The organism is Streptomyces sp. MCA2 (genome assembly GCF_023544705.1).
Taxonomy (GTDB): Bacteria; Actinomycetota; Actinomycetes; order Streptomycetales; family Streptomycetaceae; genus Streptomyces; species Streptomyces decoyicus.
In genome coordinates this window covers 64,898-82,062 of sequence record NZ_JAMJFM010000031.1, presented here as the reverse complement: position 1 = coordinate 82,062, position 17,165 = coordinate 64,898, and the positions used below count along the sequence as shown (strand labels likewise).

13 protein-coding genes are annotated in these 17,165 nt (G+C 70.7%); 3 read left to right on the top strand and 10 right to left on the bottom strand.

Translation table 11 applies throughout. From position 1 onward, the window contains the following. Positions 1-70 precede the first annotated feature (70 nt). The 7 genes from M8I34_RS24630 to M8I34_RS24600 form a co-directional block, all read right to left on the bottom strand. On the bottom strand, positions 71-1,096 hold the full coding sequence (locus M8I34_RS24630) for an isopenicillin N synthase family oxygenase (protein ID WP_250052510.1): 1,026 nt from the start codon (positions 1,094-1,096) through the stop codon (positions 71-73). After that, the gene (gene queC, locus M8I34_RS24625; RefSeq protein WP_250052508.1) at positions 1,093-1,785 is read right to left on the bottom strand and encodes a 7-cyano-7-deazaguanine synthase QueC; all 693 of its coding nucleotides are present in this window, start codon (positions 1,783-1,785) and stop codon (positions 1,093-1,095) included. The genes M8I34_RS24630 and queC overlap by 4 nt, the downstream gene beginning before the upstream one ends. Before the next feature lie 102 nt (positions 1,786-1,887). After that, entirely contained in the window at positions 1,888-2,868 is a 981-nt protein-coding gene (locus M8I34_RS24620; RefSeq protein WP_250052505.1) for an aspartyl/asparaginyl beta-hydroxylase domain-containing protein, read from the bottom strand. A 94-nt stretch (positions 2,869-2,962) separates the two neighbouring features. Next, on the bottom strand, positions 2,963-3,553 hold the full coding sequence (gene folE, locus M8I34_RS24615) for a GTP cyclohydrolase I (protein ID WP_250052503.1): 591 nt from the start codon (positions 3,551-3,553) through the stop codon (positions 2,963-2,965). A gap of 29 nt (positions 3,554-3,582) precedes the next feature. Continuing rightward, positions 3,583-3,954 (bottom strand): 6-carboxytetrahydropterin synthase, encoded by a 372-nt coding sequence (locus M8I34_RS24610; RefSeq protein WP_250052501.1) that lies wholly within the window; start codon positions 3,952-3,954, stop codon positions 3,583-3,585. 37 nt (positions 3,955-3,991) lie between these two features. Next, on the bottom strand, positions 3,992-4,705 hold the full coding sequence (locus M8I34_RS24605; protein WP_250052499.1) for a 7-carboxy-7-deazaguanine synthase QueE: 714 nt from the start codon (positions 4,703-4,705) through the stop codon (positions 3,992-3,994). 13 nt (positions 4,706-4,718) lie between these two features. Then, on the bottom strand, positions 4,719-5,501 hold the full coding sequence (locus M8I34_RS24600; protein WP_250052497.1) for a class I SAM-dependent methyltransferase: 783 nt from the start codon (positions 5,499-5,501) through the stop codon (positions 4,719-4,721). Positions 5,502-5,917: 416 nt separating this feature from the next. Between M8I34_RS24600 and M8I34_RS24595 the strand changes: the two genes are divergently transcribed. Next, positions 5,918-6,064 carry a hypothetical protein gene (locus tag M8I34_RS24595; protein ID WP_250052496.1) on the top strand — a complete coding sequence of 49 codons (147 nt, stop codon included), beginning with the start codon at positions 5,918-5,920 and terminating at the stop codon, positions 6,062-6,064. 24 nt (positions 6,065-6,088) lie between these two features. Here M8I34_RS24595 and M8I34_RS24590 read toward each other — a convergent pair whose 3' ends face one another. The 3 genes from M8I34_RS24590 to M8I34_RS24580 form a co-directional block, all read right to left on the bottom strand. Continuing rightward, a complete protein-coding gene (locus tag M8I34_RS24590; RefSeq protein ID WP_250052494.1) occupies positions 6,089-9,004 on the bottom strand; it encodes an AfsR/SARP family transcriptional regulator in 2,916 nt (971 codons plus the stop codon). A gap of 81 nt (positions 9,005-9,085) precedes the next feature. Beyond that, complete coding sequence (locus tag M8I34_RS24585; RefSeq protein ID WP_250052492.1) at positions 9,086-9,295, bottom strand: hypothetical protein; 210 nt, start codon at positions 9,293-9,295, stop codon at positions 9,086-9,088. A gap of 377 nt (positions 9,296-9,672) precedes the next feature. Further along, complete coding sequence (locus M8I34_RS24580; RefSeq protein ID WP_250052490.1) at positions 9,673-12,627, bottom strand: AAA family ATPase; 2,955 nt, start codon at positions 12,625-12,627, stop codon at positions 9,673-9,675. Between the two features lie 168 nt (positions 12,628-12,795). On the opposite strand from M8I34_RS24580, the gene M8I34_RS41680 reads away from it, so the two are divergent. Further along, on the top strand, positions 12,796-15,621 hold the full coding sequence (locus M8I34_RS41680) for a LuxR family transcriptional regulator (protein ID WP_250052481.1): 2,826 nt from the start codon (positions 12,796-12,798) through the stop codon (positions 15,619-15,621). Positions 15,622-16,057: 436 nt separating this feature from the next. Then, on the top strand, positions 16,058-17,065 hold the full coding sequence (locus tag M8I34_RS24570) for an RICIN domain-containing protein (protein ID WP_250052473.1): 1,008 nt from the start codon (positions 16,058-16,060) through the stop codon (positions 17,063-17,065). Positions 17,066-17,165 lie beyond the last annotated feature (100 nt).

Here is a 17,165-nt window from a genome sequence, read left to right as displayed (position 1 = left end):
CGGCCGGCGACGCCACCGCCGGGCCCGATCACTCGGGCCGGGCGGTGCGGATGTGCTCGGCCGCCCGGTGTCAGGAACTCCTGGCCCCGGCTCCCGCGGCCAGGGTCGGGTGGTGCCGGGCAACGATGTCGGGGAAGGAGCGGATCAGCCCTTTCATGACGTTGTCGCCGTAGAGGGCGAACAACGGGTTGCCGGCGACGTCGATGACTCCCCCGGCGCCCTCCACGTAGGGGCTGGGCAGGGGCTGCATCGTGGCGTCGAGCCGAGGGTTGTAGAAGAAGGGAATGGAGTAGCGGTTGACGCCCGGGGCGGGCCGGACCACCCGGTGGAGGGTGGCACGCACGTAACCCCTCGTCGCCACCTCCAGCAGCTCTCCCAGGTTGACCACGAACGCTCCCGGGATCACCGGCACATCGGCGAACTTGCCTTCCTCGACCGCGACCTGGAGGCCGCCGTTGTCGTCCTGGACGAGGAGGGTGAGCAGCCCGAGGTCGTTGTGAAGGCCGGTCCCCTGGTCGGAGCCCGCGTTCTCGTCCGCCCGCGCGGGACCGGGGTAGTGCAGGAGTTTGAGGTGGATCTGCGGATCCGGATCGACGACATCGTCCAGGAACCCGGCGGGGGCGTCGAGCGACTCGAGGATCAGCCGTAGCAGTCGATGTGACAGATCGGTCAGCCGGGTGATCCAGGACTCGATGGCCGGGCGCAGCTCGGGCATCGCCTCGGGCCACTCGTTCGGGCCGATCAGGCACCGGTAGGCGGGATCGCCGGGCGCGGGCGGCGTCGCGGGCTGCTCCGGCCCGATGTCCAGCTGCCGGCGCTGGTCGGGCAGGCCCCGGGTGTGTTCGCGGCCGAGTTCGGAGTAGCCGCGGAACAGCGGCGAGTCGAGGATGTTCAGCGCGAGCCGGTCGGCCTCGGGCAGGGCGAAGAACCGGCGGGTGAGTTCGAGCATGTCGTCGGCGTCCTCGACGCCGTGGCCGACGAGCTGGAAGAAGCCGATCTCGTGCACGGCCTTGCGCAGCCGGTACAGGAACTCCGACCGGGCTTCTTCCGAACCGGCGGCGTCACGGAGGTCGAGCACGGGAAAGGTGTCGGTCATGGCAGCTCCTTCGAATCGCTGGTCTGGTAGGTCGTCGGGTCGGTCACGCCGGCGTCCCGGAACGCTTCCTGCCGCTCCCTACAGGCGGCGCACCGTCCGCACTGCAACGCGTCGCCACGAAAGCAGCTCCAGGTGTCGGTCCAGGGGACGCCGAGTTCCTCACCGAGCGACACCACGTCGCTCTTGCGCAGCCTGACCAGCGGCGCTGTCAGGGTCAGGTCGGGGTGCGCATATCCGCGGGTCGCGATCCGCTCCATGGCGAGGAAGGAATCGATGAACGCGGCATTGCTGTCGGGCGCGGCCTGGAGGTCGTCGACCACCCCGACGGCCACCGCTTCCGCCTTCTGGGCGACGGCGACCGCGAAGGCGACGGACAGCAGAAGGGCATTGCGGTTGGGTACGACGTTCGGGCTCTCGCCGGACGACGACCCGCTCTGGTGATCCGGCACGTCGACGGTCGGGTCGGTGAGCGAGGAGCCGCTCAGGAGCTTGCCGACGGGGCTGAGGTCGACGACGTGGTGCGGTACCCCGAGCGATCGGGCCGCCTTCGCGGCGAACTCGTGCTCGACGAGATGACGCTGGCCGTAGTTCACGGACAGCAGGTGGAGTGTGTGTCCTTGCGCCTGGAGGTGGTAGGCCATGGTGACCGAGTCCAGGCCGCCGGACACGATTGCGACAGTTTTCGGCATGCGTCGCCTTCGGGCAGACGGAACGGGAGGGTGGATCAGTACGGAAGGATCAGGACAGCGGTGTGCTGTGCACCAAAACGGCGGCGGTCGTGCGGGCGTCCGTCACGACGCCGGCGTGGCCGGGACGAGCAGCCGGGTCGATCGGTGGCCCTTGCGGTAGGTCAGTTCGACTGCGGGCCGCGGACCGTCCAGCCTCGTGGTGACGGTTCGCTCCTCGCTCCACCCGACCAAGCGGTACTCGTGTCCGCCGAGGGCCACCAGCGGGAAGAGGATGTCCTCGGGAGACCGAATGGCAAGGCCCGTGCCGGTGTCGACGATGCTGAAGGTGGCCTGCGGCTGCGGGCCGGTGAGCGACCCGAACTCCTCGATCTCCAGCAGGTGCGTCGGCGCGTCGAACGAACACCGCGCAGCTTCCCGCTCCGTGTCGGTCGTGGCCACGGCCGGACGGTTGTAGAGCACCTCCGGGCCGTTGAAGTAGTCGGCCCAGTCGGCCGGGAAGAGCTGTGCGAGCTCGGGTGTGACGAGCACGTCGACGACGAGATGCACCCGATGCTCGGGACCGAGGTTCTGGATCTGGTGCTTGCGGCTGAAGTCGCCGAACCAGAACTCACCGGGCTGCCAGCGATGAATCGCTCCGTCAAGGTCCAGTGAGGCTTCCTCGTGGGTGATGACCGGGATGTGCAGCCGGGCCATACCCCAGTCCGGGGCGAACTTGGGATCGCAATGGCGGTATCCGACGACGCCGGGTCCGAGATCCAGGAATCGGACCGCGTAGAGGGGTCCGGGAATCGAGCGCAGGACCTCCCGCACGTACGGCATGTGGTCCAGCCACTCGGTGTCGGCGAACTCCGCGCTGCCAGGGCCCCCTGGGTCGGTACGTGTCTTGTCACCACCGGGGCTGCGCACCGGGAGGCAGCGCCAGTCCTGGTCGGCCCACCTGGACACGCGCCCGTTCTCGTGCGAGCTCTGCTCATCCCACAGGTGGTCGCGCGCGGTCATGAGGTCGGCCATCAGCCGGTCGGCGTCCAGCACGGGGAGCAGCCGGGCCGCTTCCGCAGGCGTCGAGGAATCATTTACGTTCATCGTTGTCCTTTCATGCCGACCGGCCCGGATGCGCAGGTGTGCCGAGGAGAACGGCTGCTGTTCGCTGCTCTCCGACCCGGAGCCGGATGGCTCGTCACGCCCGGAGCAGGTCGAACAGCTCGCGCCGGAGCTCGGCGTCCGTGCTGAACTCCCCGCGATATGCGGTCGATGTCATCTGCGCGGCGGCCTTGATGCCGCGCATCGACATGCAAAGGTGCTCGCCCTTCGCTATGACCGCGACGTCCGGGGTGCCGCTCAGGGTGCTGATCTCGAGCGCGATCTGGTCCACGAGGCGCTCCTGGACCTGGAGCTTGTGCGCGTACTGATGGGCGACCCTGGCGAACTTCGACAGGCCGAGCAGCTTCCCCGTCGGGCGGTAGGCGATCGTCACGGAGCAGTTGAACGGCAGGAGGTGGTGCTCGCACAGCGACCAGAGCTGAATGTCCGAGACGACTACGAGCTGGCTCGTGCCGATGGACTCGAAGAGAGTGCCCAGCGAACCCGGGTCGTAGTTGATGAACTCCCGCCACCAGCGGGCGAACCGCGCAGGTGTGTCGAGCAGTCCGTCGCGATTCGGGTCCTCGCCGATCTCCACCAGGAGTTGGCGGGCGAGCTCGACCAGGGGGTCCTCGGTCGTCCTCGACGCCGACGGGTCACCGTTGAGGTCCAATTTTGTCACCGACATGCGGGGCACCTTTCGTCCGGGCTTCGGAGTTACTGACCTGACGGCCGGTACTCGGCCCACGTCTTGGGAGTTTCTGAGATACGCACGCAGGTCAACTCGGGAAACTTCGTCGACCATGTCCTGTAGACCCAGGCCGCCATGTTCTCAGCCGTCGGATTTTCGTCCATCACATCGTTCAGATGCCGATGATCAAGATGACCGTCGAGCCAGACCTTGAATGCGGACAGTTCTCCGTAGTCTCGAACGAAGCCCACGGGCAACAGATCCGCGTCATCGGCTCCAAGCTCCAACTCGATCACATAGTTGTGCCCGTGCATGCGGGCACACTGGTGCTCAGGAGCGAGGCCGGCAAGCCGATGACTGGCCGAGAATTCAAATTTCTTCGTGATTCGAAATGCCATCGATCCGAGTTCCCTTCTCCATTGCGCAGGTCGTTGCTCACACGCCGCGCTTTTCGTCCCACAACAAGGTGTGCAGTCTGGTCGTCAGGTTCCAGCCGCGCTCCACCACCGCGTCGGCCAACTCGCTCATGTGCTTGGTGACATCGTCGGCGGTACGCCCGATCGGCATGATCCATACCGAGGGCAGGTCGAAGGTGGTCACCAGCTGGGCCACTTCATCGAGATCGCGGGTGTTCTGGCAGACGAACTTGAACGTGCTTCCCGGCAGCGCCGAAAGACTGGCGAGTGCGGCAGGGACGATCCTGCGCCGCAGGGGGTCGCCCGAGTGCGACAGCTTCGGCGAGACGTTGAACCTGACGCCGGCGGCGATGAGTTCGGGGTGCGCGGCGTGCGTCCCGTTGGTCTCGATCTCGATCTCTTTACCGCGTGCGGTCAGTGCCGCCACCAGAGGAATCAGTCGCTCCTGCTGACCCAGGGGCTCACCGCCGGAGATCACGATCAGCTCGGTGTCGAAGCCGAGCAATTCCGCGACGACCTCTTCGACCGGGCGGCGGTGCAGCTCCTTGCGCGGATCGTGGGCGACCCCGCTGTCACCGGCTCCGGTCCAGTCCCAGGTATAGGGCGTATCGCACCACGAGCACGACAGGTTGCACCCGCCGAGTCGCAGGAACGCGCACCTGCGTCCCAGGGAACGACCCTCGCCCTGGACGGTCGGACCGAAGATTTCGTTCACTACGAGATCCTGCTCCATGGCGCACCGTTTCCTATGAGTGCGACGGCTCGACGGCCGCCGGCTTCTGCGCCTGCACAATGAACCAATGCCGGCTCAGCCGGACGCCCTGATCGACGGTCACCGCGGAGACATATCGATCGAATGCCTTCTTGTCCGCCGCCGGATCGTAGTTGTCGACGATCGGCACTTGGTGCAGGAAAGTGTCCAGATCGCCCGCCGAGTGGTAGAACTCCTCGAACCGGAACGCCTGGTTTCTCGTCACCACGAAGCCTGCATCGGACAGTTCTTGGGCAATCTCGTCCGACAAGGGCCTGCCGTTCCAGCTGTCGAAGTTCTGACCGCGACCGAACGCTTCCTTCAGCTCTCGCGCGTCCTGCTCCCCGATCCCCATGTACACCACGGACCCACCGGGGCGCAGCACCCGCTCGAACTCACCGGCGATCAGCGGACCGCGGCGGGAAGTGACCACATCGGCGTACCCGTCGGGCAGCCCCGTATCGGCGGCGTCGCACAGCTCGAACGTGACGTGCGACAGACCTGCCTCCGCTCGATACCCCGCGGCGCACTCCAGCATCGACGTCGACAGATCGATCCCGGTCACGGCGCCGTACGCAGGAGAGATGCGCAACAAACTCCGCCCGTCGGCGCAGCCGACATCCAGCAGTCGGGCGTGCGGCGCTCCCAGCGCAGTCGCCAGTTCATCGAAGACGGTGTCCGGGCGGCCGTCGGCGAATACGTCGGTGCTCCGCGCATCGCTCAAGTAGCCGCCAAACCGCTCGGCCACCCTGGAGTAGAACTCCGCGTCCATCGTCATCGGCCGTGCACCTTCCCCTGATCCACGGTCAAGAAGAGGCCCTGGTGCGCACGCACCGGCTTCTTCGGCTTCCGTGGGAACTCCCTGACAAGGCCTCCCGCTGTCGCGGGGGACTTTGTGCTGCGCTGCGATTTTGTTTCCGGGACGCCGAACGCGGCGGGCGTCGCCGCGTCCCGGGTCACTACGGTCATTCGGACCACTCCTTGAAGGCGTCCCCTGAAGGGGCGCCGAGGTCGGCAGGACCCAATCTCCGGTGTCGCCCTATCGGCCCGCCATCACGGGGCATCCACGCTGGGACGAGACCGGGTTAAGGCGGTGATAGCGCGGGCATGCGGCGGCGATGGGCACCTGGTTCACGCTGGTTTGAGCAACGCCCGGACGGACTGCCGAACGGGCTGCGAAGGGAGAAGAACCGAATGGCCATCAAGAAGTTGCCGGCTGCCGCGGGCACCGTCGTCGCGCTGGTCCTGGGCGCCGTAGGAGATCAGCACGGCGTGGAGCGGGGCCGGGCCGCCGCGACGCGTGCCGACGGCCCGGCCACCGACAACACGCCGTGGACGTGACCGTCCGGCTGCTGCCGGCCGGCGTCAGCTGACCGACGTCACGGGCCTGCCCAGGATGGCAACGATGTCAGCGCGTACGGCAGCGGCCCCGCTGTGGTCCAGGATCCGTTCCCGGATCCTGGCTGATTGCGAGTAGTACTGGAGGGCTTGTTCCACGCGGCGCAGGTGGGCATTGACCCGGCCGAGGTCGTGCAGCACATACCCTTCTCCGACCAGGTCGCCGCGCGCCCTGACCATGGCGAGAACCTCCAGCAGGGTCCGCTCCGCCGCCTCGTACTGCTGCTGGTACATCAGCATCTGACCCAACCGCCGCAGCACGAGGGCCTGACCCCGGTCGAAGCCGGCCGACCGGCAGATGCCGAGGGCTTCGTCGAGATACGAACGGGTTCGCGTGAAGTCCGCTCGCCGCATCGTGATGTGCGCCATCTCGCCGAGCACATACGCCCGGCCGATGACGTCCTGCGCCCGCACGAAGTAGCGCTCGGCGCTCTCGTAGAGGGCCAGTGCCCGATCGTCGTCGCCATGGTGCCGCTCGACGCGCGCCAGGTCACGCAGGCACAGCGCCTGACCACGCACCTCACCCACCCGCTCGAAGATCCCCAGAGCGGCGCTGAGGTAAGGGCCCGCTGCCTCATGCTCGCCCCGATGCAGGTGCAGGGACCCCAAGGAGCCGAGTACCGCCGCCTGGCCCCGTTCGTTGCCGGCCTCTTGTACCGCGGTCAGCGCTATCCGATGGGTGCGCTCCCAGAGCTCGGGATAGCCACGGGCCTCGAAGAGCGTCACCAGAGTGGTGGCCAGCTCCCAGCACAACTCGTCCAGCCCGGACCGGGCCGCCAACTCCACCGCGCTCAAGAGGTTGGTCTGCTCGCTCTCCAGCCACCCGAGCGGGTCGCGGAGGCACCGCCGGACGAGATCCTCCGGCGGATGCCACCGTTCGCCCCGGCCGGACACGAGCGTGTACGTACCGCCGTAGATCTCCTTGTGCGCCCGCTCGGCGAGCGCCATCCAGCCACCGACCATACGCCGCACCGCGCCGGCGCGTTCCGCCTCGGGAATCTCCGCGGCCAGCCGTTCGTGCGTGAACGTCCGCACGATCTGCGACAGTCCGTACCGGATCTCCCCGCCCTGGTCCATGGCGGTGATGTCGAGGAGCCGCATGTCGATGAGCGGTTCCACGAGGTCGGCGGGGTGCGGCGTGCGGTCGTCGATGAGGGCGGCACCCAGCCAGCTCGGGATCTCCGTTCCTTCGGCCAGGCTGAGCAGGCACAACAGGCGACGGTCGGCCGCCGCCAGGCCGTCGTAGCTGAGCGAAAGACTTGCCCGGATCGACAGCTCGCCGTGTGCCAGCTCGTCCAGCCGGCGGTGCTCGTTCTCAAGCCGGTGCCACATGGAGGTCAGTGACCAGTGCGGGCGCGCGGCCAGACGCGCGCCGATGATCCGCAGCGCGAGCGGCAGCCCGCCCACCAGACGTATGAGGACCCGCGCCGCCTCCCGCTCGCTCTCCACACGGTGCTCTCCAATGATCCGCCCCAGGAGCCGGACGGCCTGCTCCTGGCTCAGCGGATCCACGTCGAACCGGCGTGTGCCCGGCAACGCCGTGAGCAGGCTGCGGCTGGTGACCAGCACGCCACTGCTGCCGGTTCCGGGCAGCAGGGGCATCACCTGCGACTCGCTCACCGCGTTGTCCAGCAACACCAGGATCCGGCGGCCGGCCAGCAGACTGCGGTACATCTCCGCGCACTCGTCGAGCGCCTCGGGGATGGCCTCGCCGGGTATGCCCAGTGCTCGCAGGAACCGCCCCAACGCCTGAGCCGGGTCCACCGGTTGTCCGCCCGGCCCCCGGAGGTCGCAGTAGAGCTGTCCGTCCGGGAAGTACTCGGTTGCCAGCCGGTGCGCCACGTGCGTGGCCAGCGTGCTCTTGCCGACACCGGGCCTGCCGAGCACCAGGGCCACGCTCAGCGGTCCACTTCCCTGGCCCTCGGTGACGGCGTCACAGATCGCCGAGACGACCGTGTCGTCGGCTACGAAATCGCCGATGTCGGCAGGCAGTTGCCTAGGGGTGACGACGGGGTCGGGATCGGCACCGAGCTCCTGCGCCGGCGGAGAGATCTGCGTCGCCACGAGCGCACGCGGTTCGGGTTGTTCAACCAGTGCCAGGCCAGGGTCGTCGGTGAGGATCGCTTGCGCCAGGTCGCGCAGTTCCCTGCCCGGGTCCAGGCCCAGTTCCTCGGTGAGTAACGCGCGGCCCTGGTGGTAGGTGTCCAACGCCTCCGCCTGCCGGCCCGAACGGTACAACGCCACCATGAGGTGCCCCCGCAGCCGCTCACGCAGCGGATGTCCGGCGACCAGCTGCATCAGCTCGCCCACCAGGTGCTCGTGACGGCCCAGCTCCAGCAACAGCCCCATGCAGGTCTCCACCGCTTCCAGACGGCTCTCGTCCCACTGCGCCGCCGTACCGGCCAGGACTTCGCTGGGCACACCGGCCAGGCACCGCCCCCGCCACAGGCCTGTCGCCGAGCGAAGCGTTTCCACCGCAGGCATCTTCAGACCCTCACGGGCCAGCGCGTGCGCCTCTGTCACCAGGCGACGGAAGGTGCCGACGTCGGTCGCATCCTCCGGCCCCCTCAGGATGTACCCGCGAGCGCGGGTCTCGATGGTGGCGTCCACTCCCCCGTCCGAAAGTGCCTTGCGGAGCCGGGAGATGCAGATCTGCACCTGGGCGCGTGCGGTCTTCGGCGGATCGTGCGCCCAGATGACGTCCACCAGACGGGTCGTCTCCACCACCCGGTTCAGTTCGAGCACCAGCGCCCCGAGGACGATCTCTTGACGCCCCGGTGCCACGGATACGGCCCCCAGCTCGCCGCTCACCTCAAGCGGCCCGAGCACCCGGAAAGGAGCCGCCGCTACGCCGCTGCCGTCGTAACCTGACGAGACTGCCATGCATAACCTGCTTCTGTGCTATCAGCCAGGCGATGTGGTCCGGCTTGCAAAGTGGGACAGAACTCATACCGACCTGGCTGCTCAGCCGTAGCCGTTGGCCCCGCGGTCGATTGCCGCGGAGATGTCCGCCCGCCGGTGTCGTCCGGTGACGAGGAAGCGCGTGCCGGGCCGGCCGGACAGGGTGCGCGGCTGGTCCCGTGCGGTGGTGTCGGCGGTGTCGAAGGCCGTGACGACGGCGTCGGGTGAGTGGACCGCCACGCACACGGTGCCGGTGAGTAACTGCTGGGGCATTTTTGCCTCCCCGTCGGAAATCGCCCATGAGGTACGAGGCGATGATCGTGCCACGTACTTTTCGGCCACCGGCTTTTTGGGTGGCTCGATTGCTTAAGGACAGGGAAACCTGGCACGAGTGGCGACAGGAGGGACCGGGCGGTTGGCACAAACGGGCAAAGTTGCCGGCCGTTGCTTGCCGCGGAGGGTCCCGCCCCGCATCATGAGGTGCTCAAGACCCCGTCGTGACCTGGGTTTTCACCCGTCCGGGACGTCCTTCGCGACGCCCGCGCGCCGCGGCGCGCCTCCGCGGGCGGGAACCCCGGGCATCGCACCGCCCCGGGTGCCCGTCCCCCACGGAGACGGGCACGCGGGGCCGGCCCGGCCCCCGCGACCGTTCAGCGGTCCGGGGTGGTCAGGGGGTTGCCGGTGAGCATGGCCGAGACGACCTCCGTACGGGACCGCAGGCCGGTGCGCGCGAACAGCCGTGACAGGCGGTTGGCGACGGCGTCCTCGCTGAGCCGCAGTACGGTGGCGATCTGACGGTTGGTGAGTCCCTCGGTGATCAGGGTGGCCAGCAACTGCTCGTTCTCGGCGGTGGCCTGCTTGCGGCGAGGGACGGTCAGCCCGGCTTCCCGCATCGCGGCCCTGGTGTGGAAGCGCCGCAGCACGGAGCCCGTCTCGCCGTACAGTTCGTACGCCTCGTGCAGCAGCTCCGGGGGGCCCGCGTCCCCGGCAGCCGCCGACAGCGTGACCGCGGTCTCGAAGGGCTGTCCCCGCGAGCGGGCCAGGTCCACCGCCTCGTGCAGCATCTTGCGCGCGGCGTCGGAGCCCTGCCCCAGCACCCGGGCCGATGCCAGCAGGTACAGCAGCCGGGTCCGTCCGCTGCCGGTGCGCCCGGCCAGCTCATCGAGGCGCCACAGACAGGTCGCCGCCGCGTCGGCCCGGCCCGTCTCCGCCCGGATCATGGCGAGGGCGGCGGCCAGCTCGTCGGTTCCGAAGACATAGCCGCGCGCGTCGGCCTCGCGCAGTCCGCGCCGCAACGTGTGGTCGGCAGCGTCGGGACGGCCCATGGCCCGCAACACCTCGGCGTCGGCGACGTCCAGGAAGACCTCCAGGGGGCCGTTCCTGTTCCCGCGCTCGCCGGCGATCAGGCGGGCGGCGCCGACGGGCTTGCCCCTGGCCACCAGGATGGCCGCCATCCCCGCGGCGAACAGATGGTGCTGGGGCGGCGCGGTGAACGTCTGGTCCTTCGCGACCATGAAGCGCGCCAGCGCCAGCGCGTCGTCCCACCGGCCCTGGAGCTGGAGGAGGAGGAAGCGGGTGCCGGGGGGAAGCGCCTCGGGTGGCATCCCACGGTCCGTCAGCAGGGCCATGGCGCCGGACAGGTCGGCGGCGCCGAGCAACTGGAGGGCGTACCCGGCCGTTATCGAGTACAGCGTCTCCGGCGGAAGGCTGGGTTCCGGCGGCACGTCCAGGTTGCGGGCGAGCACGTCGGTCCGACCCTGCGCCATGTGCGCGACGGCCTGCGCCAGCTCCGGTATCAGCCGGGCGTGCGGGTTCGTGCGCCACACCGCCTCCGTCCGCGAGAGCAGATCCAGCACCTCCTGCCACTGCTCGGCCAAGCACAGTGCCAGGGCCCGCGCCGGCACGGCGGCCTCCGGGGGCAGCGGCAGGCGGTCCCACCACTCGGCCGAGCCCATCCGGGACAGCTGCGTCCAGTCCTTCCCGGCGGCGGCCGCGACGACCTGGAGACTGGCGACCTCCTGGAGTTCCTGGCCGGGGAGGACATCGGAGGGGTCGCGCAAGATCGCCTCCGCCGCCCTGCCCGCGGTCGGGTGTTCGCCCACGACCCAGGCGGCCTTCACACACCGCAGCAGCGCCAGTTCGCGGGCCGCCGGTTCCTCGATCAGACGCAGCGCCGCCCGGAACCACCGCAGCATCCCGCGGTCCTCTGGGTCGGGATGCAACGCCTCGGCGGCGGCCGTCAGTTCCGCCACCGCGCGATCGCGGTCGATCAGCACCCCCGCGTCGGCGATCCGGTCGGGCAGGTAGGTCTCGGCGTCCGCCTCCTCGACGAGCAGGGCCGGCCGGTGCGGGGCCGCCGCGGCGTCCGCGTCGTCCCGCGCCGCCCAGAGCGCCTCCACCGCGGCGGCGGACATCCGGCCGCGTTCCAGGGGCCCGAGCCGTCCCCGAACGGCGTGCTCCACCAGAGGCGACCGGAAGGTCCAGCCCCGGGGGCCGCCGCCGTCCTCGCCGGGCAGCGCGTCGAGGAGTCCCGCGGCGATCAGACCGCGCACGCCGTCGGCGACCTCCGGGCCGGACAGACCGGTGGTCTCGGCCGCCAGCGTCATCGCCGTCCGGCCGAGCGGCCACAGGACGCTCAACGCCGCCGCCGTCGTCCAGCACGGTTCACCGAGCTCGTGCAGCGCCCTGATGAACCGGTCCTCGTCGGGCAGCACGGGCACCCGCGCGCTAGCGGCGAGGAAGGCGTGTCCGTCGGCGATCCGTACCATGTCCCGCCGTGACCACCCGGTGAGCAGCGCGTCGGCGGCCGCGGGAACCCCGCGGGTCAGCCCGAGGACGCGCTCCACCAGAGCCGGGTCGGGCACCGCCTGCGACCGCCGCGCCACCATCTCGGCGATCTGAGGCCGGGTCAGGCGCGGCAGGATGATCTTCTGCGCCGCGCCCACCTCCGTCAACAGCCCGACGGCCTGGTCCCGTCGGCGGCGGGACACGGAGTCGCCGGCCTCGGAGGTGTGCCGCACCGACGTGATCACCAGCCGGGTCTCCGGGGGGCGCTGGGTGGCGATGTATCCCAGGACATTGAGGGACGCCGCGTCGGCGTACTGCGCGTCGTCCACCACCACGGCCACGGGCGCCGCCTGCGCCAGCACGGACAGCAGCGCGTCGGCGAGCGCCGCCCGCTCCCCGGCCTCCGCGGCGGACAGCAGCGCTTCGGTGAGCGCCGCCCGCTCCCCGCCCTCCGCGGCGGACAGCACCTCGGCGTCCGGGTCCGCCCGGCCGGCCAGGGTCCGGTGCTCCCGCACGGCGGCGACCGCCCGCAACGCCAGCAGGAGCGGACGGTCCTGGTCACCGCGCACACAGACCAGCGGCACGACCATGTGATCCCGCGCACGCAGCCGTTCGGCGGCCGCCCGGGCGAACACGCTGCGCCCCGCCCCCCGTTCCCCGTGGACGAACAGCATGCCGGGCCCGTCCGGGTCGTCCAGGAAGTGCTCGAACTCCCCCAACTCCCGCTCACGGCCCACCAGATGCACATGCGTGCCGTCCGCCCACGTCGCCGTGGCCCCGCGCACCGCCTCGGCTTCCGCCGGCCGGCCACTGTCCACGGAACCTCCTCGACGACCTGGCACCCGGGGGCCGTTCCGCCCGGTCTCCGCGACGGGGCCGATGCGCCGGTCCCGTCGGAGCCTGCATTATGTCCGTCTCCCGCGACGACATCACAATCGGCGGGACGACCCCGGTCGACGTGGGTCGAAGGCAAGTGAGGAGTCCCAGTGGAACGCCGTGTACCTCTCGTCGGCAGGGACCATCAGGTCGGTGTGGTCGCCGACGCCCTGCGTCCGGCCGGTACGGCGGGGCCCCTGTTCCTGACCGGCGCGGCCGGCGCGGGCAAGACCGCCGTGCTGAACGAGGCGCGGCACATGGTGGTCCAGGAGGGCGGCACGGTGCTGCGGCCGGTCTGGGAGACCGTCACCGGGCCGGGCGGGGCATCCGCCCTTGCCGACGCCGTCTGCGGAGTGCTCGCCGAGGTCCACCACGGACGGTTCCCGACCCACATCTCCGCCGTGCGCCGGGCGCAGTCGCGCCTGGGCGACGGCGGCGAACTGACGCTGCTGTCCACGCTGGGCGAGGCCCTCGCGGACGCGGCGTACCACGACCCGTTCGCCCTCGTCCTCGACGGCGTCGAGCGGATGCCCCCGCCGACCGCCTCCGCGCTCCAGCTGATGCTGCGCGTGTTCCGGCCCGCCGGCCTGCCCGTGGTGCTGGCCGGGCGCCCGGTGTCCTGGGGCCCTGAAGTCGCCCCCGACCTGGCGACGGCGGCCGGCCGGGTGCTCGACCTGCCGCCGCTGGGGCCGGACGAGGTCGGCGAGCTCGTCGGCCGGCGCCTCGGCCGTCCCGCCGAACCCGCGCTCCTCGCGGCGGTGCAACGCTCCCTCGGCCCCCTGGCCGGCAACCCCGAGGCCGTGCTGTCGGTGCTCGCCGCGCTGCACGAGGACGGCGGCCTCGTCGACCTCGACGGCCGTACCGGCCTGGCCGGAACGGAGGACGACCTGCGACTCACCGTGGACGCGGAGCCGCTGCGCCGGGTCACGGCCGACGGCATGGACGCCGTCGTCCTGGCCGGCCTCCTGCACCGCGCCGAGCTGCGGCTGGAGGACGTGCACGGCCTGGGCCCGGCGTGCGCGACGCTCACCACGGACCTCGGCCGGACCGTGGACCGGCTGGTCAGGGAGCGGGTGCTGACCCTCGACGGGGACGGCCGGCTGGCCTTCGCCGTCCCCGCGCTGGCGGCGGCGCTCCGGACGCTGTCGCCCCGCTGCGACGTCCGGTCGGTGCACGCCGCCGTCGTGCAGAGGGTGGCCGGGCGGCTGGGTCCCGCCACCACGGGCGTCTGCCATCCGCTGCTGGCCGACCACGTCGCGACGGCGGGCTCCGTGCTGAACGACGCCGTGGCGGTGCCGTTGCTGCTGGCGGCGGCCGGCAAGGACGCCAGGTCCCACCACCCGCGGGCGGCGCGGGCCTACCTGTCCGCGCTGCGCCGCCTGCCGCCCAACTACCCCGCGACGCTGGGCGTGCTGCGTGAGGCCGCCGAACTGGGACTGGGGTGCGGCGACCATGTCGGCGTCCTCGCGCTGGGCGAACCGATCCTTGCCGGCCTGCGGGATCCCGGCCCCACCGACGGCGGTCTGGAGTTCGCCACCCTCGCCTGGGGGCTGTCCTCGCTCCACGAGCACCGGTCGCCGTACGACGACGCCGCCGTGCCCGAGGCGGTCTTCGCACGGATGCCGCGGACGGCGATGCTGGCCGCGCTCGGCGGCCGGTACGGGATCGGCCCGCTCATACCGTGGCCGCCGTCCGCGGCACCCGCCCCGGACGGCGGCCGGCTCCGCGACGGGCACGGTCCGCTGCCGTCCGAGGGCGAACTGCGGACGCTGGCCGCCGCCGTGGGCGGCCAGGAGGAGCTGGCGAGGGCCGTCCGTGGCCGGCCGGGAGAGGAGGAGGCCTGCGAGGCGGCGGTCGGGCGGCTGCGGGACGCGGCGGCCTACGGCGACCTGGCGGGCGCCCTCGAAGCCGTGCTGGGTGAGCGCTATGTGCGCGGGGGCCACAGCACCGCCGACCGCTACCACGCAATGGTCCGCGACTACCTGGCCGGGCGCTGGGACGACGCCCTGGCCGCGGCGCGCGGCATCGAGCGGCGCGGCCGGGCCGACGGCGGGCCGGGCACGGGCCAGTTGGCCCGGGCGCTGGCGGCCGAGATCCACTGCTTCCGCGGTGACCTCGTACGCGCCCGCGAGTGGCTCGACCTCATTCCCGGCTCGGTCGTCCACCCGTTGGTGGCCCGCGCGCGGCTGGGCGTGCGGTACTGGTCGGAGCAGCAGGACGCGGCACTGGAGGAGGCGTGGCGCGACGTGCGGCGGGTGCGCGGGAGCGGCCTGCTCGCGGGGGTCGAGAGGGTGCTGCTGCGCATCCTGGAGTTCGCCGAGGAGACCCGGCCGCGGCAGGCGCGACAGGCCCTGGAGCAACTGGCGGCACTGCACGCGGAGGTGGACACGGCCATGACCCGGGAGGCCCTGCTCGTCGCCCGCGGGGTGCTGCACCGTGACGCGGACGGCGCGTACGAGGCCTACCGCTCGGCCGAACGGCGGGGCGACCTGCACATGATGCTGCACTGCTGCCAGATCCTCGCCGAGGTCGCCGACGAGCCCCAGCCGTGGCTGGCCGAGGCGGCGCGGCACACCCATCTGCTGTCGCTCGGACGTCCCGGGCGCGTCCTGCTCGGCCGGTCGGCGCAACGCCGCAACGTGCCGCTGCCGAGGGGCCGGGCGGCCCGCGAGGGCCTGAGCGAGGCGGACATCCGGCTGATCGGCATGGTCGGCGAGGGCGGGACCAACCGGCAGATCGCGGCCCGTCTGGCGTGCAGTGAGAAGACGGTCGAACAACGGCTGGCCCGGCTGTTCCAGCGCAGCGGCAAACGCTCGCGGGTGGAGCTGGTGGCGGCCTGGCTGGACGGAAGCCTGGCCGGACTCGGCCCGGTGCCGGACGTCCCGCCGGGCGGTGCGGCGGGACCGGGAGCGAGGCCCGGCCCGGCCGGCGGCTGAACGCGCGGGCAGAATCCGCTGTTCGTACGGACAGGGTCACCACGCCGGGACTGCCCGGCCGCATGCCCGTTCCCGGGCGGGGCAGTCGAGGGCAACACCCGCCGCGCGTGCCCTCGCTCCGCAAGTCCTCCGTCAGTTGACGGATGTAACGCCGCGCGGGCCCCCCTACGTTGGCACCGCCGCAGCAGGAGCCACAGCCAGGGGCAGGGCGCTTCCTCCCCTGTCCGGGAGGCCTTGCCTCGGCACGAGGGCCGGTTTCCCAACCGCCCACAGGCAAGAACTGCCCGAGGAGAACCGAATAACCATGATCACCGAGCCGACCCCCTACAGGCCAGTGCGGCGGACGATGGCCGCATTTGCCGCGGTCGCCTTCGCCACTCTCGCCACGTCAGTCTCTCCGCTCACGACCGGAACGGCTCACGCGGACACCCCCGCCATGACCGGCCTGTCCCTGTCGCCGCGCCTGCCCCAGAGCGACGGTCTTGCGCCGTCGCTGGATCTGGCGAAGGACTCGCCGGACTACGGGACCGAAATGGTCATCAACAAGTCGCCGATGGCGAATTGGAGCATCCTCCCCAATGGGGACGGGAGTTTCCTGATCCGCAACGACAAGACGCAGAAGTGCGTCGACTTCAACACCGACAACGGCCACCTCGTCGAGCCGCAGTACTGCGACCAGAAAAACCGCAAGCAGAACTGGTACCTCCAGCCCTCGAACGGTGGTGACGGCTACTACCTGATCCGGAACGTCAACACCGATCAGTGCATGGATGTGTTCGGCGGAAGCAGTAACGACGGCACGACCGTGGGTATCCACGGCTGCAACGGTGCCGCCAATCAGGAGTGGACCATCGGCCCGACTCCGGACCCGCAGTACAAGGGCCCCAGCCTCTCGGACCTGGCCACCGCGTACGCCCTGAAGCAGTGCAGCAACGGTGGCGGCACCGTCAAGTCGTGCGACTACGCCGTCACCGGCGACAGCGTGGCTTCGGTGGGGAACCTGAAGCGGGTCAGCTCCAACGTGTGGAACAACAGCACCGACCCCGGGGACCGGACCATCACCTGGACGCAGAGCACGTCCCAGACCAACACGGTGGGCACCTCCCTCACCGTCACCAGCGAGGTCGGGGTCAACGTCGAATTCGTCACGGCCAAGGTCAGTACGGCGCTCTCCGCGCGCTACGAGCACTCCTGGACCGAGACCGACACCGTGAGCGACGCGAACAAGATATCCGTGAAGCCGGGCAACTACAGCTGGGCGATGCGAGGCCAGCTGATGAAGACGGTGACGGGCAAGTGGACGTTCACCAATGATCTCGGTGACACCTGGTCCGGCGACGGCACCGCCACCGTCCCCGCCAAGGACGGCACCGACAGTCTCAGCAGCAACCTGGTGCTGTGCACGAGCGACAGCCCCGCTCGTGAGTGCGTCGACAACCGGTGACCGGTGCGGTGCGCTCCTCTCGTGATCCGAGTGCACCCCGCCACGTGATCTGACGGCACGCCGTCGGACCGTTCCCCGGCCTCCGCGAACGGAGCCGGGG